This window comes from Vallitalea guaymasensis, from assembly GCF_018141425.1.
GTDB classification, from domain to species: domain Bacteria; phylum Bacillota; class Clostridia; order Lachnospirales; family Vallitaleaceae; genus Vallitalea; species Vallitalea guaymasensis.
Genome location: NZ_CP058561.1, coordinates 4,575,196 through 4,598,335, shown reverse-complemented (window position 1 = coordinate 4,598,335; position 23,140 = coordinate 4,575,196). Strand labels below are relative to the sequence as shown.

Sequence of the window (23,140 nt, the reverse complement as noted above, 5' to 3'; positions counted from 1 at the left end):
AACCTCTATCCTTTCAAAAGTACTTTTATGAAACGGGTCGAGAAACAATGGCAGCCCATTCACCCATCCTCTTAATCTCTACTATCTCAAATCCATTAGCCAGTAATGCATCCTTAACATCTTCTACTCTGTCCAATATAATTCCAGAGGATATGAAAATTCCGTTAGGAATTAAGTATTTAGCTACGCCTTTTGCTAATATCATTATTATATCTGCCATTATGTTAGCTACCACCATATTAGCTTTAATATCAACCATTTTCAGTAAATCACCGTTAAGTACATTGACTTTATCATCTACCTTATTGGTAACAACATTTTCTTTGGCGGCTTTGACTGCATTTTTATCAAGATCGATACAAGTTACTTCTCCAGCACCTAATTTGGCAGCTGTAATTCCTAATATCCCACTTCCACAACCTACATCAATTACTAAATCATCTTTTGATAAATATTTATTTATCATACTGACACACATGGAAGTGGTCTCATGTGTCCCTGAACCAAATGCCATGCCTGGATCAATTTCTATTATAACATCATCATGCGTTTTCTTTGTGTACTTTTCCCAAGTTGGTTTAATAATTATATTATTATCTATCTTAAAAGGCTTATAATATTTTTTCCAATTATTCGCCCAATCCTCATCATCTATGATAGTTAATTCAATATTGGTCTTACCAACTTCCAGATATTTACCAATATCTTTGATTTTAGCTTTTATTTCATCTATTTTTTCAGTAACATCCTCTTGCTCTGACAAATAAAATCTGATAAAAGTATCTCTATTATTATCAATAACTCCATCTTCTATATAATCTACGATAATTTCTTCCTTATCTTCATTTGATAGAGTATTGTCAACTACTTCTATACCCTGTATTCCCTGTTCAGTAAGCATATAGCTTACAGCTTCTATGGCTTCGTCATTGATATAGACTTTACATTGGGTCCATTTCAATATATTACACATCCTTTTAGTGTACTATAATATTTTCACTTATGTAGCCTGTAATTTAATCAAAGGCATCCATGACTTTATCATACCACTTTTTTTTCTTACCGTCTTTGAAATCTTTTACCTGCTCTCCAAAAGTAGCAGAAAATTCTTTTAGCAATTCCTTTTGCTTTTCATTCAATTTTTTAGGAACATCTACAACTACAGTAACATATTGGTCTCCTCTAATTTTGGAATTTCTTATATGAGGTACACCTTTTCCTTTTAACCTGAATCTAGTATGTGTTTGTGTTCCATCTTTTATTTCATATTTTACATTTCCGTCAAGAGTAGGAACTTCAAGTTCTGCACCAAGTGCCGCTTGAGCAAATGATATAGGTAATGTATAGTAAATATCAACACCTTGTCTTTCAAAGAACTCATGAGGTTTTACATATACAGTTACCAGTAAATCTCCTCTTGGTCCACCATTAGTACCTGGTTCACCTTTTCCACTTAACCTTATACTTTGACCATTATCAATACCAGCAGGAATATCTACTGCTATTTTCTTTCTCTTTCTAACATATCCTGTTCCTCTACAAGATGTACATTTATCTTTTATTACTTTTCCTGTTCCACCACAATTATTACAGGTCTTAACACTTGTTATATTACCAAACATAGTCTGTTGATTATATCTCACTTGACCTGAACCTTTACAATGAGGACATGTTTCTGGCGTTGTTCCTTTCTTAGCTCCAGTACCTGAACATTCTTCACAAGTCTCAGAAATAACCATATCTATTTCTTTTTCTACACCAAATACGGCTTCTTTAAAATTAAGTGTAACAGAAGTTTTTAGACTTGCACCCTTTGTAGGAGCATTAGCATTTCTTCTACGACCTCCGCCGCCACCAAAGAAATCACCGAATATATCTCCAAATATATCTCCAACATCTGAGAAATCAAAGCCTCCTGCTCCTCCGCCGCCTCCATTACTAAATGCAGCGTGACCAAATTGATCATATTTTGATCTTTTTGATGAGTCACTTAATACCTCGTAAGCTTCTGTTGCTTCTTTGAATTTGTGTTCAGCAGATTCATCACCTGGGTTCATGTCAGGATGATATTGTTTAGCTAATTTTCTATATGCTTTCTTTATATCAGCGTCAGTAGCACTTTTCCCAACACCTAATACCTCATAATAATCTCTTTTATCTGCCATTATTCCCACCTACCTCTTTTTATGATTAATTTTGAATTATTTGATTCAACTTATATTTAATAGCTCAACTTTCCCACTTTTAATTTAATGCAGGAAAATAAAATGTTATGGGTTTCCTATACATACAATATTGAAGTGGGAAAGTTGAGTTAATAGTATTAAATTCACCACAATATATATTGTGTTATTAATTATAGCCTAACCATTATATATTGTGGTCAAAATATCACATTCATAATTATAATAAAAATTCTCGTCTATAATATATATATTCTTTAAGAAAGCCAAAGACCAATGTCTTTGGCTTTTTTACAATTTTATATTTTACACTTCTTTGAAGTCTGCGTCAACTACATCATCATCATTATTTGGTTGTTCTTGATTTGGTTCAGCTCCTGGGGCACCTTGTGGTCCTGCTCCCGGTGCCGCACCGGCAGCTCCAGCTTGTTGATATAATTTAGTTGAAAGCTCTCCGAAAACAGTCATTAATGCTTCTTTTGCTACTTTTATTTCTTCTACATTAGCATCTGTCATGTTATCAATAGTTGATTTACCAAGTACTTCTTTTAACTTAGTAACTTCAGCTTCTACTTTTTCTTTTTCAGCAACGTCAACTTTATCCCCTAATTCATTTAATGTCTTTTCAGTTTGGAATACAAGTGAATCAGCTTCATTTCTTACATCAATAGCTTCTTTTCTCTTCTTATCTTCTTCTTCGAAGTTTTGAGCTTCATCAACAGCTTTGTTGATTTCATCATCAGATAAGTTTGTACTAGCTGTAATTGTAATATGTTGTGTTTTACCTGTTCCAAGATCTTTAGCTGTAACATTAACAATACCGTTAGCATCTATATCAAAAGTAACTTCTATTTGAGGGATTCCTCTTGGTGCTGGTGGAATTCCATCTAATTGGAATCTTCCGATTGATTTGTTATCTTTAGCGAATTCTCTTTCACCTTGAACTACATGGATATCAACGGCTGGTTGATTATCTGCAGCAGTTGAGAATACTTGACTCTTCTTAGTAGGAATTGTAGTGTTTCTTTCGATTAACTTAGTAGCTACACCACCTAAAGTCTCAATACCAAGTGATAATGGTGTTACGTCTAGAAGTAATATGTCTCCAGCTCCAGCTTCACCTGATAATTTACCACCTTGGATTGATGCTCCTATAGCAACACATTCATCTGGGTTAATACCTTTGAATGGCTCTTTACCTGTTAATTTGTTTACTGCATCTTGTACAGCAGGGATACGTGTTGATCCACCAACCAATAATACTTTATCAAGTTCAGTTGCTGATAATCCTGAATCTCTTAAAGCATTGTTTACAGGACCCATTGTTTGTTGAACAAGGTCAGCTGTCAATTCATCAAATTTAGCTCTAGTAAGTGTGATATCCAAATGTTTTGGTCCTTCTTGAGTAGCTGTAATGAATGGTAAGTTAATATTAGTTGTTGTTGCTGTTGATAATTCTTTTTTAGCTTTCTCAGCTGCTTCTTTCAATCTTTGAACAGCCATCTTATCATTAGTTAAATCTATACCATCTGAAGTTTTGAATTCTTTTATAAGGTAATTCATGACACGTTCATCAAAGTCGTCTCCACCAAGTTTGTTATTACCACTTGTAGCTAATACTTCAATAACACCGTCTCCGATTTCAATGATAGATACATCAAATGTTCCACCACCAAGGTCATAAACCATAATTCTTTGCTCATTTTCATTATCAAGACCATAAGCTAAAGCTGCAGCTGTAGGCTCATTGATGATTCTCTTAACTTCAAGACCAGCTATCTTTCCTGAATCCTTAGTCGCTTGTCTTTGGCTATCAGTAAAGTATGCAGGAACTGTAATAACAGCTTCTGTAACCTTTTCACCTAAATAACTTTCTGCATCAGATTTTAATTTTTGAAGAATCATAGCCGAAACTTCTTGTGGAGAATATTTCTTATCATCAATAGTTACTCTAAAATCAGTACCCATATGTCTCTTAATTGAAGCTACTGTTTTATCAGGATTAGTGATCGCCTGTCTCTTAGCAGGTTCTCCTACTAATCTTTCTCCATTTTTTGTAAAAGCAACAACTGATGGTGTTGTTCTAATACCTTCTGCGTTAGCAATTACTACTGGCTTTCCACCTTCCATAACTGCAACACATGAGTTAGTTGTACCTAAATCAATACCAATTATTTTACCCATTTAATTTCCTCCTTCATATCAATATACTCGTCAATGTTTTTTATAATTTTATTTATTCGACGAAGATTATTTTTTAAGTAATTAATAATATATATATAAGATGCACAATATTATAATCATACATTCTATATTTCTTTAAATTTTATGTTGTTGAACTAGTTTACCACTTTTACCATACTATGTCTTAAAACTGAATCGTTGTACATATATCCTTTTTGGAATACTTCTGCAACTATATTTTCACCTAATGACTCATCATCAGCATGTGTAACTGCATGATGGAAGTTAGGATCAAATTCATTTCCTTCAGCTTTTATTTCTTCTACTCCAAGTTCGTTAAGAGCACTCATCAACTGTTTGAATATCATCTCAACACCTTGTGTAAAAGGTAGTTCTTTTTGTTCTTCTGAAATACTGTCTAGAGCACGTTCAAAATTATCTACAATAGGTAATAATTTTTCTAATGTCTCTTTTGCTCCATTTTCATACATCATAGATTTTTCTTTTATGGTTCTTTTTCTGAAGTTATCAAATTCTGCCATAGTTCTTTGTAATTTATCTACGTATTCGTTAACTTCCTTTTCTTTTTGTTTCAGTTTTTTATTCATATCATTTTCTCCAGTAGAATCTTCTTCTAATTTTACATCTTCAACTTCTTCTAAATTTTCTTCTGAATCTTTTTCTTCAACTTCTTGTTCATTAATTATTTCATCTTTAATTTCTTCTGAAAGATTTTCTTCAGAAACTTTTTCATTAGCCACTATATAACCACCTTCCTATTTTAACTTATTAATAATTTCTTCCATCTTTGACATTAAACATGAAAGAGAACCTATTGTATTTTCGTAATCCATCCGTTTAGGACCAATGATACCAATGAATCCAATATTCTCTCCACCAAGTTTGTAAGTAGTAGTAATCAAACTACAATCTTTCATTTCATCAATAACATTTTCGTCACCAATAGTGACTTTTATATTCACACCATTTTCTTCTAATACAGTATAGACCATATCTTTTAGAACCTGTTTCTCTTCAAGTCTATGCATTAGATTGGTTGCTTTTGATATATCATTGAATTCTGGGAATCTCAATATATTAGTTGCACCAGACGTATAAATCTCTGTATCATCAACAGATTTTATAGTATCAAAAATTGCATCTAACACTTTATTGACTATGTCAGCATTACTTCCCGCAAAATCCTTTAATTGTTGAATAAGTGGTAGATTAATCTGTTCAAGAGTAAGACCATACAACTGCTCATTAAGAACGAAAGTCAATCTATTCAACATTGTTTGATGTACTGGTTCATTAATATTAATCATATAATTCTTAATAATATTACCATCTGTTACTATAACAGCTAATATCCTTTTTTCCTGTACACCTATTAATTGTATATTTTTTATTTTAGCTTTATTAATCTGTGGTGAAGAAACAATCGTAGCATAATTAGTTTCATTTGCCAGCATTTTAGCAATATTTTTCAACAAAGATTCTATCCTATCTACACGTTGAAACAGCTGTTCTATATATAAACCATTATTTATCTCATCTTGATGAAGATTCATAAGCTTATCAACATATAGCCTATACCCCTTGTCAGATGGAATTCTGCCTGCAGACGTATGAGGTTGCAATATAAGACCTAATTCTTCAAGATCAGACATTTCATTTCTTATAGTAGCAGGACTTATACCCAAGTCATAATTCTTTGAAATTGTTCTTGAACCTACTGGTTCTGCTGTATCCAGGTAATTTAAAATTATTGCTCTAAGAATTTTTATCTTTCTATCATTCAGTTCCATATTGCACCACCTTTGTTAGTTATTTTTTTGTTAGCACTCTACTCTAATGAGTGCTAATGCTTGAAATAAAAATATCACTTGCAGATAGATTTGTCAAGTAATTTTACAAAATTTAATTATTTTTTTTGAGCTTAATACATTTGTAACATATTTTACCACCTGTGTTTATGCCCATTATAGCCATATTAATCAAACAAAAACATGGATAATGCAAAATTACTAACATCAATCCCTTTTTTAGTTAATCTTAGTCTACATCCATCTTCTATAATAAGTCCTTTTTCTATAAGCTCCTGTATAACATCTTTATAATAATATTCTATTTCATGGCCCCACCTATTATAAAAATCAATCTTGTCTATACCTTCTAATAATCTCAATCCCAAAAACATATATTCCTCAATAGAAGTCTTTTTACTGATTTTCTCAGTACTCTCCTTAAGCTTACTAATATCTCCATTAATATCTATATAATTTGATAGATTATTGATATTCTTATATCTAAAGCCCTCAAAATATGAGGAAGCCCCTAACCCCATACCTATATATTCTTCTTCTTTCCAATATACCTTATTATGATAGCACTCTCTGTTGTCCAAGGCATAATTGGATATCTCATAGTGTTTATAGCCATTATCTTGTAGCGTATCATGAATCAGCCAATACATATCACGTTCTACATCTTCAGCTGGTAAAACAAGCTTGTTATCATCATATAACCTAGAAAATTTAGTTCCTTCTTCAATTATCAAAGAATAATAAGATATGTGTTCCGGTCTAAGACTGATTATCTTTTTTAAGTCATTCTCTATATCACTGATAGTTTGATTAGGTAGAGCAAACATCAAATCTATATTTATATTATCAAAACCACTATTTCTAATCATATTATAATTATTTAGGAATTCCTCCCAAGTATGGATTCGTCCTAATTTCTTTAATAATCCATTGTTACATGATTGTAATCCCATACTTATACGATTTACGTCAGATGAAAGAAGTACTTTTATTTTCTCTTCATCAAGTGTTCCTGGATTGGCTTCAATTGTTATCTCTGCATCTCTATCAATATTATAATATGATTTCAGGGTATCAAAGATTTTTTCTATATCTGGACATGACAGAATAGACGGTGTACCACCGCCTATAAATATACTTTTCACATTAGAATCTTTTGCAAAATCACTATAATTTTTTATCTCATTGATTAAAGCATTAACATATTCCTTGATGACACTATCTTTATTGTCAAAAGATAGAAAATCGCAATAATTACATTTGCTTTTGCAAAAAGGAATATGAATATATAAACTGATATCTTTCATTTTCAACACCTAATCATCTAGCTTAAGTACACTCATAAAAGCTTGTTGAGGTACTTCTACATTACCTACTTGACGCATTCTCTTCTTACCTTTTTTCTGTTTTTCAAGAAGTTTTCTTTTTCTTGATATATCTCCACCATAACATTTAGCGAGTACATCTTTTCTCATGGCTTTAATAGTTTCTCTAGCAATTATTTTATTACCCACAGCTGCTTGTATTGGTATTTCAAATAGGTGTCTAGGTATTTCTGTTTTCAATTTTTCTGCTATCTTTCTTCCTCTATCATATGCCTTGTCAACATGAACGATAAAGGATAATGCATCAACGACTTCTTTGTTGATTAGTATATCAAGTTTTACTAATTCAGATTCTTTGTATCCAACTAATTCATAATCAAAGGATGCATAACCTCTTGTCCTAGATTTTAGAGCATCAAAGAAATCATATATTATTTCATTAAGTGGAAGTTCATAAGTCAGCATGGCTCTTGTCTCTTCAATGTAATCCATACCGAAATACTCTCCACGTCTTTCTTGACAAAGTTCCATTACCGTTCCAATATAATCTGTTGGAACCATTATCTCAGCTTTCACTATTGGTTCTTCCATAGTTCTTATCTCTGAAACATCAGGCAAATCAGTTGGGTTTGCAAGATCAATAACTTCACCATTAGTCTTATATACTTTATATATAACACTTGGTGCAGTTGTAACCAAATCAAGATTATATTCTCTTTCCAAACGCTCTTGTATTATTTCCAGATGCAACAATCCCAAGAAACCGCATCTGAATCCGAAACCAAGAGCTATTGATGTTTCTGGTTCAAAATTAAGTGCTGCATCATTTAATTTTAATTTATCAAGCGCATCACGTAAGTCCTGATATTTAGACCCATCTGCTGGATACAACCCACAGAAAACCATTGGGTTAACATTCTTATACCCTGGCAACGGATCATCTATTGGGTTATTGGCATCTGTAATGGTATCTCCTACATTAGTATCTCCAACATTCTTGATACTAGCTGTAACATAACCTACTGTACCAGCCTGTAAAGAATCAGCCGGTATGAATTGTCCAGCTCCAAAATACCCAACTTCCACTACTTCAAATTCTTTTTCAGTAGCCATCATACGTATTTTCATGCCCTTTTTGACAGTTCCCTCTTTAACCCTACAAAATACTATAACACCTCTATAAGGGTCATATAGAGAGTCAAATATAAGCGCTTTCAAAGGTGCATTCACATCTCCTACTGGTGCTGGTATATCTGATACTATTTTCTCAAGTACTTCCTCTATGTTAATACCTTCTTTTGCAGATATCAGTGGTGCATCCTCAGCATCTAATCCAATAACATCCTCTACCTCTGCTTTTACCCTATCAGGTTCAGCACTTGGTAAATCAATCTTATTGATTACTGTAACTATCTCCAGGTCATGTTCAAGTGCTAGATATACATTAGCTAATGTCTGAGCTTCTATTCCTTGTGCAGCATCTACTACAAGAACAGCTCCTTCACATGCCGCTAAACTTCTTGATACTTCATAGTTAAAATCCACATGTCCAGGTGTATCAATAAGGTTAAATATATATTCTTCACCATCTTTGGCTTTATATATTAATCTAACTGCCTGAGCTTTTATTGTTATACCTCTCTCACGTTCTAGATCCATATTATCTAAAACTTGAGCCTGCATTTCTCTAGCAGTCAATAATCCTGTTAACTGAATGATCCTATCTGCTAATGTCGACTTACCATGATCGATATGTGCAATTATACAAAAATTTCTTATATTATCCTGTTTAAATTCTGCCACAGACCAACATCCTCCTTAGCCCATTTTCTGTTGGTTATTATAGCATATATATATATAATTTAGCAACAAAATATATTTTTTTAATAATTATCTCAACTTTTACACCTTTATTATTTAATAACCTCATATAAAATTTTCGCCAGAGGCTCCATAGCATTCATTGCTTCACTGACTGTATTTGTCTGAGCACCAACTTCAACCAACAGAGATTTTGGTTTTAGGTGCAGATTATATCTATACCCTCTAAGATATATTTTTCTAGTGAAATTAGGATATAACTCATTAGCTTTCAACTGCATCTGAAGACTGAATGCCATATTATCAACAACATACTTGTTAGGCATTACAGGATATAGTGCCAATCCATTAAAAAACATAATCTTAGCTGTTTGTTTACCATTAATATCATTCACTAACCTTACATTACCTCTAACTCCATCCCTATGAATATCTATCATAACTTCTATGGAAGGATTCTTCTTAATCAAATCTTTCAATGGCGCTTCTATCCTCTGATAAGCCTCATCCCTATCAATCTTACCATTGATGATATCATACTCTTTCCTATGATGAAGAACCTTAATATTATACTTCTCTTCAAGTATACGAGCCAATTCATCTCCTACCCCTACCACAGTATCGTCTTTCTTACCTTTCACACTATCTACAAAACTTTCTTGTGAATGAGTATGATATATCAATACTTTTGGTCCATCCCCACTCATATCTATCGACATATCCTTACTCAAAAATTTATCAATAGGAAATTTATCTTGTGTGGGATTGATACTAGGATCAAAAGTATACAAATTAGACTTCAAAAACGAAAAATTATTAAGCTGTTCCATAGTATAATTAGTAATATTAGCCACTGGAATCTGCTGTTCCAACGTATGAGAAGAAAAGAAACTCTCATCATGCTCATAATGTTCCAAATCATTTTCAAAGGATTTATCCGTCTGATTAATCTTAGGATAATTTTCCGAAGCAGTACAATAAGAATAATCATTATCGTTCATTATAAATGAAATAAGAGGTATATTATAACCATACAATGCCTCAATCTTATTATAATTACTAATATCCAACCTAGTCTTATTATTGCTCTCTAAATAATACTCAACCGAAGGATTGACCGAATGAATTATATTAGTAAAAAAAGACGAATCAATATCCGAAAAAACAAGATTCTTAAAACTTATAATCTCATTAGTAAAATATAGCCCAAATAATTTTACAATAATTATAATAGACAACACTATCAAAACTGCCATATAAACAAGTGAAGCTTTCCTATTTTTCTTAAGTAAATACGCTTTATTCATCTAATCACCCTTATCCTCACAGTAGACAATAAATAATCGCCTACTCATATTCAACATGTCCTCATTAAATTAACATCTTATAAAAATATATTTTTGGACAAGGAGATTTATTACAAAAACTAATATGAATCATTTTTAAAAAAGTATATTACCCTCTTATGATATATTTATCTACTCACTATAATTTCAAATAAAGAAGTGTAAAGTGTTACAATCACGCAGACCGACCGCTTCTCAGGGTAAGGCAAGTGATTGTAACACTTTACACTGACTAATATGCACACATTTATTAATTTTATAAACTTTTTCACACAAAGTTACTTCTTTACAACCGAATATATAAATTACCCTACGATAAAAACTTAGTAATCTCATCAAACTCAAGATTAGGCTGCAACATTATATTCAACGAAGAAGCTATTATATTACTCAATCTTTTAATAACCGCATCAATCTCTTTTGGAGTAACAAACAAATTACCAATATAAGGATAAAGAACCTCTTTTATCAACTGATACTTCTCTTGTTCATTGAAACTATTAATCATATCCGCTACTTCAGCATTTTCCTTTGCCTGCTTCTTCATCTCTATCAACAATTCTTCCATTGTATCATTAACTATAGTCGCCGCATCAACTACCGTAGGAACACCAATAGCTATTACTGGAACTCCTAACGACTCCTCCGTAAGTCCCTGACGTCTATTACCCACACCAGAACCTGGATGAACTCCCGTATCCGCAATCTGAATAGTAGAATTAACCCTAGTAGTTCGTCTCGAAGCCAAAGCATCAATAGCAATAACTAAACTAGGCTTTATCTTATCAACAATCCCCTGAATTATCTCAAAAGTCTCCATACCCGTTTGCCCCATAACACCCGGTATGATTGCACTAACCTTATTAAATCCATCATCACCCTCAGGTTCACCAAACTCTTGAAAAAGATGCCTTGTAACCAAAACATTAGAAACTGCTCTAGGTCCTAACGAGTCCGGTGTCACATCCCTATTCCCAAGTCCTACAACTAGCACTGTCATATCTTTATCAACCTTTGCCAACTCACCTAATTGTTTTGCCAACTCTCTCACTATTTCCTCATGAGCTTCTGGCGCATTCTGCTTCATTAAATCACATTCCATAGTTACATAACTGCCTATAGGTTTATTAAGTGCTTTCGAACCATGTTCATCAAGAATATTTACTTTCGTTATAGATAACTCAATATCTTTTATGTTATCTACTATTACTTCAACCCCCTTTATCTCAATATCTTCTTCCCCAACCATTTCTCTAGCTTCAATGGCTAAGTCAGTTCTAACGTTATATTTCTGTTCAACTTGTTCTAATTTCTCTTGACTATTATTATCCATCCAAATTAATTCCCTTCTAAAAAATTATTGCACCCTGTTTAGGAAATATTTTTTCCAATTATTTTATATATATTCATTGACTTATTATGCATTATATATTAAAATTAGAGCGTATGTTTATGTGCGATATTTATTTGAAGTCCAAAAAAGACTTAAGACCACGAATAATGGTCTAGAAATAAATGTTTAGTTTCCTAATTCCCACTGCGAAACAAAAATATTTATAAAAAATATCGGAGGTTATTTCATTGGCAAATATTAAATCAGCGAAAAAAAGAATTAAGGTAACAGAAACAAAAACTGCTAGAAACAAAGCAATTAAATCAAGAGTAAAAACAGAAACTAAAAAAGTTTTAGCTGCTGTTGAATCCGGAGATAAAACAACTGCTGAAAAACAATTATTAGTAGCAATTTCTTATATTGATAGAGCTAAAGTAAAAGGTATTTATCACAAAAAAACTGCTGCAAGAAAAGTTTCTCGTTTAACAAAAGCCGTAAATAACGCATAATTAAGAGCCGTACAAGCGTACGGCTTTTTTATTGTTATTTTTTATGTTAAGTACTACCGTAAATATTGTATCTTTAATCTTTACTCAAGGCTCGTGGCTTCTGGTAAGGTATTATAGGTGTTACTTTTCCTTTCCGTTAATCGTCCTGATTAAAGGAAAGGCGTTCACCGTCCATGGTTCACTCGACGTAACACCTATAATACCTTACCTTTTTTTGCCGTAAAAAGATTAAAGATACAACATTTACTAGGCTCTTGGTTTCAGCTTTGTTAAAGTACCTGACATCTCAATTAATTTTCTACTACTCCCCCTTTGCCCGGTCACTTAATGTACTAGCCTAGCAGAAGGGATGATGGGTACAATAAAGTTGTGACTTTTAAAGTAGCCTTAGAAAAGCTTGGTGAGTGGAAGAGGTGTTTCCGTTAAGAAGCTTACTTGTCTGACCGTAGGGAGTTTGTAAGCTTTAGGAAACACCTCTGGAACGAACCTTAGCTTTTCTTAGGCTCCTTTAACCCAAACTACTTTATTGTACCCATCAATCCCATCTGCGGACGTCTTGCACTCAACTCATCATTCCCCCATAAAACTAAGAAATAATCAGCTATACTTCATTATAATAACTTCCACACCTATCCTAGCATCAATCTTACCTATCTTAATATTACTATCCGTCTCCAAGCAATCCTTCAAAGCTTCTTTCAAATTATCTACAGTCAAATTTCTCCCCTGTCTCAAACATTCTCTAACAATAAACGGAGCAATCTTAATCCTACTCCCTATATCCCTCTCACTCAATCCTTTCTGCTGCAACAACTTACTTTGCAGAATTAATCTGAATTGACGTATCAGCATAAACAATATTCTCCCTGGAGGCTCTTTTGCAATTATCATATCATGATACAATAAGACAGCTCTTTCCCTTCTATTCTGCCCCATAGCACTTACCAATTCAAAAATCTTATTCTCTATACTCCTCGTACATATTTCATCAATTACTTCCTTTGTGACTACATCTTTATCTTTACAGTACATAACAACTTTTTCTAATTCATTATTGATACTAGCCATATCAGTTCCAACTGTCTTAAGAAAATGTAAAGCTACACTTTTCTCGATTTTTTTACCTGAACCATGTAACTTCTGTCCAACCCATTTTACTAAATCATTTTCAGACATCTTAGTAAAACTCGCCACATAGCCGTTTTTATTTATTAATTTATATAACTTGCTTCTTTTATCTATTTCCTCTTCCAAAAAGATTACAGTTGTTGATTCTGGTATATCTGTAATCCTATCAACAATGGTATTTGAATTATTATTCTTTCCTTTAAATAATTTAGCATAGCTGACAACAATAACTCTGCGCTCCGCAAAAAAAGGCAAAGTCTCAATAGCATCAAATAACTTATCAACACTCATATTACTTTTATCAAAATAATCGTAATTCATAGTAGGGTCAGTATCAACCAATAACCCATCAATCAATTTCTTTAGATACATATCCAACAGATATTTTTCTTCTCCATAAAATAGATATACATTGTTATATTCATTGTTTTGTAGTTGTTTTTTTAAACCTTTCATCTTTTGCTCCTAAACTTATTTTATTCCCAAAAAAATCTGTTTCTTACTGTAATATGTACTGATACCCATATTATGCCCATCTGTTTTAATGGTAATGGCTCCATCTTTTGATGTATTAAAAATGGGTATATCATAGTCCATATATCGCTCTAGTACTTCCTTATGAGGATGTCCAAATCTATTGTTCCTACCAGAACTTATTACAGCTAATCTTGGCATAACATATTCAATGAATTCTTTTGTCGATGAACTGTTAGAGCCATGATGGGGTACTTTAATTATATCACTGTTTAAATAATCTGTATATTTATTGTTGATTTTTTCTTCTTCTTCTTTCTCTATATCACCAGTTAAAATTTCGTCATAAGCTTTATATTTTAGCTTTAATACCAATGAATAAGCGTTATTGTTATGAAACTGGGTTGTGTCTCTAAGAGGATATATGGTTTCAAATGAAATATATTTGTCCCTTATTACGTTTTTCTCATTCAGGTATACCATATTTATATTTTTCTTAGTAGCTCTATCAATCAGCTCTTTTAACAGGATATCTTCTTCCTCTTTGTTTTTATAAGCATAGGGCAATACGATGTTATCTATCTTAAAATAATCTATTAATTCAATTAAGCCTCCAACATGATCTCTATCACTATGAGTCATTATCAAGCAGTCAATCTTGCTGATACCGTTATATTTCAGATAGGGTCTTACGATATAATAACCAGTGTCTCTATCTGTTGTTTTCTTCTTGAGATTTCCTCCTCCATCAATAACATACACTTTCCTAGCAGGTGATATTACAACTGCACTATCTCCTTGCCCTATGTCCAAATGTACTATTTTAAGAGGTTTAGGACTAATATAAAACACGAAATTCAATATCACCAATAGACAAGCAGCTATTGTGATATGCTTTTTCACTGATTGTTTATTTACTTTTTCAGAAGCTAACATTGATATGAGTATAAATATTATAATGAACAAAATAAGATTAATAAGCTGGGGCTTTCCAATTGTGATAGTGCTAAATGGAAGATTTCCTGCAAATTCACAGCATAAATCATAAAAGTTAAGTATATAAAATATGATTCCAGAGATTAATTTACCAAAATAGATGGATAGAGAACCAACAACAAGTCCAATAAATCCAAACAAGACAACTATTGTCATAAGAGGTACTACCAAGATGTTAACCAACACAGAATATATATGCAATTCATAAAATGTTAGAAGCATAACAGGCATAGTACCAAGTGTAGCCGCTAAACTAACATTAAAGGTTGCTATTATCTTATTCCCTTTTTTATTATATAATTCATCAAGTGCTGGCGTTATTGCTATTATACCTATAACTGCTGAGAAGGATAATAAGAACCCTGTATCCCACAAGTTATAAGGATTAATCATAAGTATTATTACTGCAGCAATACAGATAGATGAGTATATATCATATGTCCTACCAAAAAAGTATGCTAATAATATTATTGAAAGCATGATTACAGCTCTAACCGTGGAAACACTGGCTCCAGTTAAAATTAAGTAGAATGCCAAGAAGCATATAGTGAATATTACGCTCTTCTTTTTAGATATCAACAAACATATCAAACTAAAGAAACCATATCCAAGAATTGCTATATGCAAACCTGATATAGCTAAAACATGAGAAATACCAGATTCAGAATACTTATTTTTGGTATCAATAGATAAATAAGATTTTTCTCCTAATATCATGGCTTTCATTAGGTTTGCTTGATTTTCTGGTAGAATACTGTCATACACCTTGACCCATTTATTTCTAATAAAAGATAACTTCTTATTCATAGAATACTTGATTGTAGATAAAATATTCGTTTTTTCATCATCTATTATTTTATGCTCTTTCAAATATAATTTATATTTTATTCCTCTTATCCTATAATATTTTTCTTCGTCAAATTGTCCCTGATTGGTGGGTCTAGTCAGTTTACTTAACTTTCCACTTATATTAATATAAGTGCCTATATCTATTTTATTAATATCTGTACCATAAACCTTGATCTTGAATTTATCTGTATAAATCTTATCTTCTATAATAATTTTATTGGTACTAATAATCAGTTGAGTCTTATCTTCCTTGCTGATGATATTATCTATATATCCTTCAGCGGTACATGACACTGTATCATCAAACAACTTATCCAATGGGTTGTTATTTGATTCTATATGATTACATATATTTATGTACGCAAAAAAGCATATCAACGGAAAAATGAATACACCTTTCCATGAATATGTTTTATATAGAATGATAGATAATATGATTGTAATACCAAATAATAATATAACCAATAATAAATCTTTTACATAGTACCCTGTCAGTACTCCTATAAGATAAAAAATACAAATAAAAACAGCAGGCCTTTTCATATAACTAATATCTCCCCAAAACCCTCTCATAGCACCACTAAAAACGCAAAAATATTTTCCACTCCTCTGTATGATTCAAGAAGTGGAAAATTTATTATTTCTTTTTATTGTCTAATACTAAATCCAAATTTCTTTCAAATAATATATTAAATTGTAAATGTCCCTTGAAGAGTTCCTCTTTTTCACCTTCAATTAAGAATTGAACCTTATTAATATCAGGAAGCTCTGTTAATGTATTTACTATTGAATAGATAGTAAGTAACTCTCCTGTTGATCCGCCTGTATGTTTTGTTTTAAATTCTTTGCTGAAATCAACATAGCATACACCTTCACTTATAGAAGTACTAATTACTTTAGTCTCTGCAGGTATAGTTCTTACTTCTGTATCATTTAATGGACCGTTTATCAAAAGGTTAAGAACTGTTTTCTCTAATGGTTCATTAGGATTAACTTCTACTTGTACCTCTTCTGGAACTAATCCAAGACCTTCTTTATCAGAAAAATATAATAGAACTTTCTTCAAAGTTTTACTTTCATTCTCTGGGTCATCAAAAACCAATTGGTCCTTACCAATAGGTCCTAGAGCTTTACCATCTGGTCCTTTTAGAGGCACTCCTTCAACATATATCTCTACTTTGTCAACAAAATCTAATTCTGTAAGAGATGATATTAAAGAAACACGACATAAGTTTTCTTCTACAGTATCTAATTTATAGTACTCTTCTGAAACATTCAATATTAGATTCGATTCTTCTAATTTTACCTCTAATAATCTTATAAAAGAAGGTACAGTAGTTATTGTATCTGGCTCATCTTCTATACCAGTTTGCAATATTTCAAATATCTCTGTTACAATATCCTCATTATTTACACTTGAGATATTTACATCTTTATTTATCCATGAATTTTTTTCTTTGTTTGATAAAAATATTTTAACACTTTTCTCACTTGGCTGTTCCTCAACATTAGCTTTTTGCTTATTGCCACAGCCTGTTAACGCTAATAGTAGAAAAACATACAACAAACTAATTCGCAATATTTTCCCCACTTCATAACACCTCCAACGAAATAAGCCCTTAGATTTATATATTATCATGTATTGGCCTCTTTAGTGGTAGACTGACTTCAAAAGTCGTTCCACTTCCTAGTTCACTACTACATCTTATAAATCCTTGATGCATAAGTATAGCTTGGTGCGTAATAGATAATCCAAGCCCAGTACCCCCTGTTTCCCTCGAACGTGTTTTATCAACTCTATAAAATCTCTGAAAAACTTTATTTATACTTTCTTTAGGTATACCTATCCCCGTATCAATAACAAATATTTGTGCGTTTTGATAATCAGAATTAAGTGTGACTTTTATAGTTCCATATTCTTTGTTATATTTTATTCCATTCTCAATCAAGTTAGTTAATGCTAATGAAATCTTGGTTTTATCAACTTCTGCAATAACTTCTCTATAGCTTTCAAAAACCATTTCTACACCTTTTATATCTGCTAAAGGCTTTAGTCTTTTTAGTATAGATTCAATCAATAAGTTAATGTTGGTTTCACTAATATTCAACTCATTTTCATTCTTATCCAATGTAACCATAGTTAGCAGGTCGTTAATTATAGTCGTTTCTCTTTCAATTTCCTTACTAATATCCTCGAAAAATTCTTTATACAATTCTTTTGGTGCATCTGGCTGCATCAATAAGGATTCAGCCAATACTTTTACTGAACTTAGGGGTGTCTTTAATTCATGTGATACGTTAGCAACAAACTGCCTTCTGCTCTCATCAACCTGTTGTAACTTTTCAGTCATATGATTAAATGCTGTCCCTATTTCTTCAATCTCATTATTACCTTTGATATCAATCTTTTCATCAACATTTCCGTCGGTAATCTTATTAATGCTTACTAATAGTTTCTTGAAAGGCTTCGTTATGAGCCCTGAGAAATTATAACTAAGAGTTAGAATCAAGATCAACAACGCTAATATTATCAGGTACGAAATACTTTTCAAACTGCTGATAGAATTGTTAATATCATCATAGGAATTGGTAAGTATGATAGCACCATATACTTCATCTTTTTTTTCATCTTTGATAGGAGTTACTACCTTAGCAAGGTTCATGCTTTTTTGGAATACTGAACTGCTTTGACCTCCTAAAGCATCTATTACTTCTTGTTTAGCATATGACTTACCAGTATCAATACCATTGGAATCAAATTTAACGTTACTTTTGACATCCAATATGACTATTCTCTCAAAATCTTGTCCGCCAATAATACTTACGTAATCTTTGATACCTGAACTATCGTTGATAAATCCTCTAACCATGAGATTAGTTGATATTATATTGGCTTGTCTAAACATAGATCTTGATTTTTCTTTTACATAATAACTTTCCAAAGAGTTAAGCAATATGTTTGTTAATAAAATAAGTGGTATGATACTTACAACTACATAAGAAATAAATATCTTAGCCCTTATACTATTAAATATTTTTCTTGTTTTGATAATAATAACCAACACCCCACTTAGTATGAATGAACTTTGGCTCGCTTGGATTTGGCTCTACTTTTTCTCTAAGTCGTCTTACATGTACGTCCACCGTTCTTACATCACCAGGGTAATCATAGCCCCAAACAATATTGAGTAGATTCTCTCTACTATATACTTTATTCGGGTGCTTACTAAATAGTTCTAGTAAATCAAATTCCTTAGCTGTCAAATTAACTTCTTGGTTGTTAATAAATACTCTTCTGCTTTCGCAATCAATCTTTAACTCTCCAGAGTTGATCACAGCTTCAGAATCACCGTTATATTCAGTTTTTATCCTTCTGAGAACTGCTTTCATTCTAGCCTTTAATTCAAGAATATTAAATGGCTTTGTCATGTAATCATCTGCACCATATTCTAGTCCTAGAATCTTGTCCATATCCTCGCCCTTAGCAGTAAGCATAATAATAGGCATATTAGAAAACTCTCTTATCTGCCTGCATACTGATAAACCATCTATCTTAGGCAACATAACGTCTAATATCACTAGGTCATATACATTTGTTTTAGCTAAATCAAAAGCTTCCTGCCCATCATAAGCAACATCAACTATCATGTCATCCTGCTCAAGACTAAATTTTATACCCTTAACTATTAATTTTTCATCGTCCACCACTAATATCCTTTTAGACATAGTAGACACCTCACTTTACAATAATTGAATCTTTTATCTTATTAAAAGCCCCTTCTTTTATTCCACTTACTTTCATTATGTCTTCAATTGTCTCAAAATCTCCGTGTTCTTCTCTATAATCTATGATGAGCTTAGCACGTGATTCACCTATTCCAGAAAGTGTTGTCAACTTTTCAATTGAAGCAGTATTGATATTGACTAGTTTTTCTTCTGCATCATCAATACAGAATTCGCCAGTCTCCATCTGTTCTTTGCTTGGAAAAATTATTTTTTCACCATCTTTTACTTGTCGTGCTAAATTAACATAATCTGTAGCGGCTTCTTCAGTTAAACCACCAGCAAGTTCTAACACTTCGTAAACTCTTGAATCCTCTTTGACAGTATAGACTCCTTCATTCACTACTTCACCACAAATATGTACATAAATGGTCTTTTCTAATTCCTCTGCATTATCCTCTTTGTTATTATCTTCATCATCAGTATTATATTCCTCATTATTATCTTCTGCACCAGCATTATATTCTACATTATCTTTTGTATCTTTGTCAACTTCTATTGATACACTGTTTTCTGAACTAACATAGATTATACCAACTACTATCACCAATAATATAAAAGCACCATAATACCATTTGTTCTTCATAATCATTTCTCTCCATCCATAAACTAGTAAAGTTTTAGTAAATTACAAGTATAGAGTAAATATAATTATGAATCCCCTCTAAAATATTCTATTTAATATTTTCTTTTGATTCTTGTTCCATAATCAATAATGTATCTGTTGTAATGTTTGTCCATAAGAGGTGAACTGAATACAAAATCTGCTGTAGCCACATTGGATGCCACTGGTATATCATATAGTACTGCAATCCTAAGTAATGCTTTTACATCAGGGTCATGTGGTTGAGCTTCTAGTGGATCCCAGAAAAACACAAGAAAATCGATATCATCTTCTATTATTCTAGCTCCTATCTGCTGGTCACCACCTAATGGACCACTTTTATATCTTCTTACAGGCAGATTGGTTTCTTTGGCTATTATACTACCTGTTGTTCCAGTTGCATATAAAAAATGCTTTGATAATATCTCCCTATTCTTGGATACCCATTCAATTAAATCCTTTTTCCTATTATCATGAGCAACTAATGCAATATGTTTTTGTTTCCCCATTTTGACTTGGAACATATATCTTCCTCCTGTTTATGATTTATTTTTCTAAAGTCTAACCTATATACACTGAATTTAACAATAATATTATAATTTATAACTAAATTAAATTCAATATGCAAACCAGAGCAATTATTTCTTAACTCTACTACTCATTGTACATAAAATCTGTCCATTTTACAATGCATTTAACACAAATATAATAATTAAATATGTAATAGCATAGGTTAAGTGTGGTATAATAAATACGATAAATGAGTTTTCAATAAACAACAGATAAATAACTTAATAGTAAATGGAGTGAATAACATGATAAATGACGGATTTGTTAGAGTCGCTTCTGCTTCACCTGTAATCAAGGTTGCTGACGTAGATTTTAACACAGATGAAATAATGAAATTAATAGATGATGCAATTGATAAAGACGTATCAATACTGGTTTTTCCTGAATTATGTATTACAGGTTATACATGTGCTGATCTTTTTTTCCAAGAGCCTTTAATTAGAAGCAGTATGGAAAAATTGGTTATCCTCAAAAAATACTCTCTAGGTAAGGACATACTATTTGTTGTTGGTGTTCCTATTAAATATAAAAACGCATTATACAACTGTGCTGCAGTTATCTGTAATGGAAAAATATTAGGTGTGGTACCTAAGACATATATACCCAACTATAACGAATTCTATGAGCAACGTTGGTTTTCATCTTCTGAAACTATAATCAATGATACCATAGTAATTGACTCAGAAGAAATCCCATTTGGTTCATCTATATTATTTAGACATAGTGAATACGAGGACCTATGTGTTGGTATTGAGATATGCGAAGATCTATGGTCACCTCTACCACCTAGTACAATACATGCTATCAATGGGGCAACCATCATCCTTAATCCATCAGCAAGTAATGACTTAGTAGGCAAAAGTTCATATAGAAAAGCTTTGATATCATCTCAATCAGCAAAAACTATTACTTCCTATATATATTCTTCATCAGGATTTGGTGAATCCACTACTGATGTTGTTTTTGGTGGACACTGCCTTATATATGAAAATGGGACAAAATTAGAAGAAAACAAAAGATTCATGTTAGAGTCAACAATAATATATTCAGATATTGATATTGATAAATTAATGGCTGATAGAATCAAGATGACAAGTTATTCTAATCATCTAACAAGTCGTTTTGATTCAGAATATATGGTTATCCCTTTTGATCTGACACTTAAGGATCACAATACTATAGATAGATTCATTGACCCAAGTCCTTTCGTACCAAACAATCAAGAAAAAAGAAGCAAGAGATGCCAAGAGATATTCTCTATCCAAACATTAGGACTTGCAAAGAGAATCACTCATATAGGCTGTGAGAAAGTCATTGTTGGTATTTCTGGTGGTTTAGATTCCACTCTTGCACTGCTTGTATGTGCCATGACATACGACCTACTTGGTAAAGGCAGAAAAAATATCATTGGCGTAACTATGCCTGGTTTTGGAACTACAGATCGAACATACAATAATGCTATATCCTTAATGAACCATCTCGGCGTAACAATCAAGGAAATCTCCATTAAAAATGCTTGCCTAGTCCACTTTGAAGATATAGGTCACGACCCAAATGACCATAGTACAACTTATGAAAATGTGCAAGCCAGAGAAAGAACACAGATATTGATGGATTTATCCAATAAGTATAATGGTATAGTCATCGGTACTGGCGATTTATCTGAAATGGCTCTTGGTTGGGCTACCTATAACGGAGATCATATGGCTATGTACTCTGTTAACACAACTATCCCTAAAACTCTAGTAAGATATCTAGTGAGATGGATCACTGAATACAAAGTAGGAAAAGATGCCAAGGCTGTACTATTGGATATACTTGATACTCCTGTTAGTCCAGAACTTCTTCCACCTGACAAAGAAACAGGAAAGATAAAACAGAAAACTGAGGAAGTTGTTGGTCCATATGAATTGCACGATTTCTTCCTATATAATATGTTAAGATTTGGTTTTTCACCTAAAAAGATATATAGACTTGCGTTAAAAGCTTTTGATAATCAGTATACACCTGAGACTATCAAGAAATGGATTAATACTTTTTATAGAAGATTCTTCATGCATCAATTCAAGCGTTCATGTATGCCAGATGGTCCAAAAGTAGGTTCAATCTGTCTTTCTCCAAGAGGAGACCTTAGAATGCCAAGCGATGCAGTATCTAAGATTTGGTTAGAAGAGATAAAAGATATTTGATAATATAATGGGTTGTA

18 protein-coding genes are annotated in these 23,140 nt (G+C 32.2%); 2 read left to right on the top strand and 16 right to left on the bottom strand.

Going from position 1 to position 23,140, the window contains the following annotated elements:
- Window positions 1-25: 25 nt before the first annotated feature.
- The 9 genes from prmA to gpr all read right to left on the bottom strand — a co-directional run bounded on the left by prmA (window position 26) and on the right by gpr (window position 12,021).
- On the bottom strand, window positions 26-961 hold the full coding sequence (gene prmA / locus HYG85_RS19675; RefSeq protein WP_244971227.1) for a 50S ribosomal protein L11 methyltransferase: 936 nt from the start codon (window positions 959-961) through the stop codon (window positions 26-28).
- Window positions 962-1,016: 55 nt separating this feature from the next.
- Entirely contained in the window at window positions 1,017-2,165 is a 1,149-nt protein-coding gene (gene dnaJ / locus HYG85_RS19670) for a molecular chaperone DnaJ (protein WP_113671285.1), read from the bottom strand.
- Between the two features lie 324 nt (window positions 2,166-2,489).
- Window positions 2,490-4,367 carry a molecular chaperone DnaK gene (gene dnaK, locus HYG85_RS19665; RefSeq protein ID WP_212691098.1) on the bottom strand — a complete coding sequence of 626 codons (1,878 nt, stop codon included), beginning with the start codon at window positions 4,365-4,367 and terminating at the stop codon, window positions 2,490-2,492.
- 155 nt (window positions 4,368-4,522) lie between these two features.
- Window positions 4,523-5,128, bottom strand: a complete 606-nt coding sequence (gene grpE, locus HYG85_RS19660) for a nucleotide exchange factor GrpE (protein WP_330407988.1) — start codon at window positions 5,126-5,128, stop codon at window positions 4,523-4,525.
- A gap of 15 nt (window positions 5,129-5,143) precedes the next feature.
- Window positions 5,144-6,178, bottom strand: a complete 1,035-nt coding sequence (hrcA, locus tag HYG85_RS19655) for a heat-inducible transcriptional repressor HrcA (RefSeq protein WP_113671288.1) — start codon at window positions 6,176-6,178, stop codon at window positions 5,144-5,146.
- Window positions 6,179-6,363: 185 nt separating this feature from the next.
- On the bottom strand, window positions 6,364-7,503 hold the full coding sequence (hemW, locus tag HYG85_RS19650) for a radical SAM family heme chaperone HemW (protein WP_212691097.1): 1,140 nt from the start codon (window positions 7,501-7,503) through the stop codon (window positions 6,364-6,366).
- Between the two features lie 9 nt (window positions 7,504-7,512).
- Complete coding sequence (gene lepA, locus HYG85_RS19645; RefSeq protein ID WP_113671290.1) at window positions 7,513-9,324, bottom strand: translation elongation factor 4; 1,812 nt, start codon at window positions 9,322-9,324, stop codon at window positions 7,513-7,515.
- 110 nt (window positions 9,325-9,434) lie between these two features.
- Complete coding sequence (gene spoIIP / locus HYG85_RS19640) at window positions 9,435-10,649, bottom strand: stage II sporulation protein P (protein WP_212691096.1); 1,215 nt, start codon at window positions 10,647-10,649, stop codon at window positions 9,435-9,437.
- Between the two features lie 349 nt (window positions 10,650-10,998).
- Complete coding sequence (gene gpr / locus HYG85_RS19635) at window positions 10,999-12,021, bottom strand: GPR endopeptidase (RefSeq protein ID WP_212691095.1); 1,023 nt, start codon at window positions 12,019-12,021, stop codon at window positions 10,999-11,001.
- A 248-nt stretch (window positions 12,022-12,269) separates the two neighbouring features.
- Between gpr and rpsT the strand changes: the two genes are divergently transcribed.
- Window positions 12,270-12,530 (top strand): 30S ribosomal protein S20, encoded by a 261-nt coding sequence (gene rpsT, locus HYG85_RS19630; protein ID WP_113671292.1) that lies wholly within the window; start codon window positions 12,270-12,272, stop codon window positions 12,528-12,530.
- A 597-nt stretch (window positions 12,531-13,127) separates the two neighbouring features.
- On the opposite strand, the gene holA is transcribed toward rpsT, so the two are convergent.
- The 7 genes from holA to HYG85_RS19595 all read right to left on the bottom strand — a co-directional run bounded on the left by holA (window position 13,128) and on the right by HYG85_RS19595 (window position 20,888).
- The gene (gene holA, locus HYG85_RS19625; protein ID WP_212691094.1) at window positions 13,128-14,114 is read right to left on the bottom strand and encodes a DNA polymerase III subunit delta; all 987 of its coding nucleotides are present in this window, start codon (window positions 14,112-14,114) and stop codon (window positions 13,128-13,130) included.
- A gap of 15 nt (window positions 14,115-14,129) precedes the next feature.
- Window positions 14,130-16,520 (bottom strand): DNA internalization-related competence protein ComEC/Rec2, encoded by a 2,391-nt coding sequence (locus HYG85_RS19620; RefSeq protein WP_212691093.1) that lies wholly within the window; start codon window positions 16,518-16,520, stop codon window positions 14,130-14,132.
- 94 nt (window positions 16,521-16,614) lie between these two features.
- The gene (locus tag HYG85_RS19615) at window positions 16,615-17,568 is read right to left on the bottom strand and encodes a GerMN domain-containing protein (protein WP_212691092.1); all 954 of its coding nucleotides are present in this window, start codon (window positions 17,566-17,568) and stop codon (window positions 16,615-16,617) included.
- Between the two features lie 34 nt (window positions 17,569-17,602).
- Entirely contained in the window at window positions 17,603-19,039 is a 1,437-nt protein-coding gene (locus HYG85_RS19610) for a sensor histidine kinase (RefSeq protein ID WP_212691091.1), read from the bottom strand.
- Entirely contained in the window at window positions 19,005-19,703 is a 699-nt protein-coding gene (locus tag HYG85_RS19605; RefSeq protein ID WP_113671297.1) for a response regulator transcription factor, read from the bottom strand. The genes HYG85_RS19610 and HYG85_RS19605 overlap by 35 nt, the downstream gene beginning before the upstream one ends.
- Before the next feature lie 10 nt (window positions 19,704-19,713).
- On the bottom strand, window positions 19,714-20,346 hold the full coding sequence (locus HYG85_RS19600; protein WP_212691090.1) for a helix-hairpin-helix domain-containing protein: 633 nt from the start codon (window positions 20,344-20,346) through the stop codon (window positions 19,714-19,716).
- A gap of 92 nt (window positions 20,347-20,438) precedes the next feature.
- Window positions 20,439-20,888 (bottom strand): methylglyoxal synthase, encoded by a 450-nt coding sequence (locus HYG85_RS19595; protein WP_113671299.1) that lies wholly within the window; start codon window positions 20,886-20,888, stop codon window positions 20,439-20,441.
- Between the two features lie 294 nt (window positions 20,889-21,182).
- Between HYG85_RS19595 and HYG85_RS19590 the strand changes: the two genes are divergently transcribed.
- Entirely contained in the window at window positions 21,183-23,123 is a 1,941-nt protein-coding gene (locus HYG85_RS19590) for an NAD(+) synthase (RefSeq protein ID WP_334300192.1), read from the top strand.
- Window positions 23,124-23,140 lie beyond the last annotated feature (17 nt).

What these genes read in the sequence shown, in the direction of transcription:
- dnaJ (WP_113671285.1), bottom strand. Translation starts at nt 2,165, where the DNA reads ATGGCAGATAAAAGAGATTATTATGAGGTATTAGGTGTTGGGAAAAGT.
- dnaK (WP_212691098.1), bottom strand. Translation starts at nt 4,367, where the DNA reads ATGGGTAAAATAATTGGTATTGATTTAGGTACAACTAACTCATGTGTT.
- hrcA (WP_113671288.1), bottom strand. Translation starts at nt 6,178, where the DNA reads ATGGAACTGAATGATAGAAAGATAAAAATTCTTAGAGCAATAATTTTA.
- hemW (WP_212691097.1), bottom strand. Translation starts at nt 7,503, where the DNA reads ATGAAAGATATCAGTTTATATATTCATATTCCTTTTTGCAAAAGCAAA.
- spoIIP (WP_212691096.1), bottom strand. Translation starts at nt 10,649, where the DNA reads ATGAATAAAGCGTATTTACTTAAGAAAAATAGGAAAGCTTCACTTGTT.
- gpr (WP_212691095.1), bottom strand. Translation starts at nt 12,021, where the DNA reads ATGGATAATAATAGTCAAGAGAAATTAGAACAAGTTGAACAGAAATAT.
- holA (WP_212691094.1), bottom strand. Translation starts at nt 14,114, where the DNA reads ATGAAAGGTTTAAAAAAACAACTACAAAACAATGAATATAACAATGTA.
- HYG85_RS19620 (WP_212691093.1), bottom strand. Translation starts at nt 16,520, where the DNA reads ATGAAAAGGCCTGCTGTTTTTATTTGTATTTTTTATCTTATAGGAGTA.
- HYG85_RS19605 (WP_113671297.1), bottom strand. Translation starts at nt 19,703, where the DNA reads ATGTCTAAAAGGATATTAGTGGTGGACGATGAAAAATTAATAGTTAAG.
- HYG85_RS19600 (WP_212691090.1), bottom strand. Translation starts at nt 20,346, where the DNA reads ATGAAGAACAAATGGTATTATGGTGCTTTTATATTATTGGTGATAGTA.
- HYG85_RS19595 (WP_113671299.1), bottom strand. Translation starts at nt 20,888, where the DNA reads ATGTTCCAAGTCAAAATGGGGAAACAAAAACATATTGCATTAGTTGCT.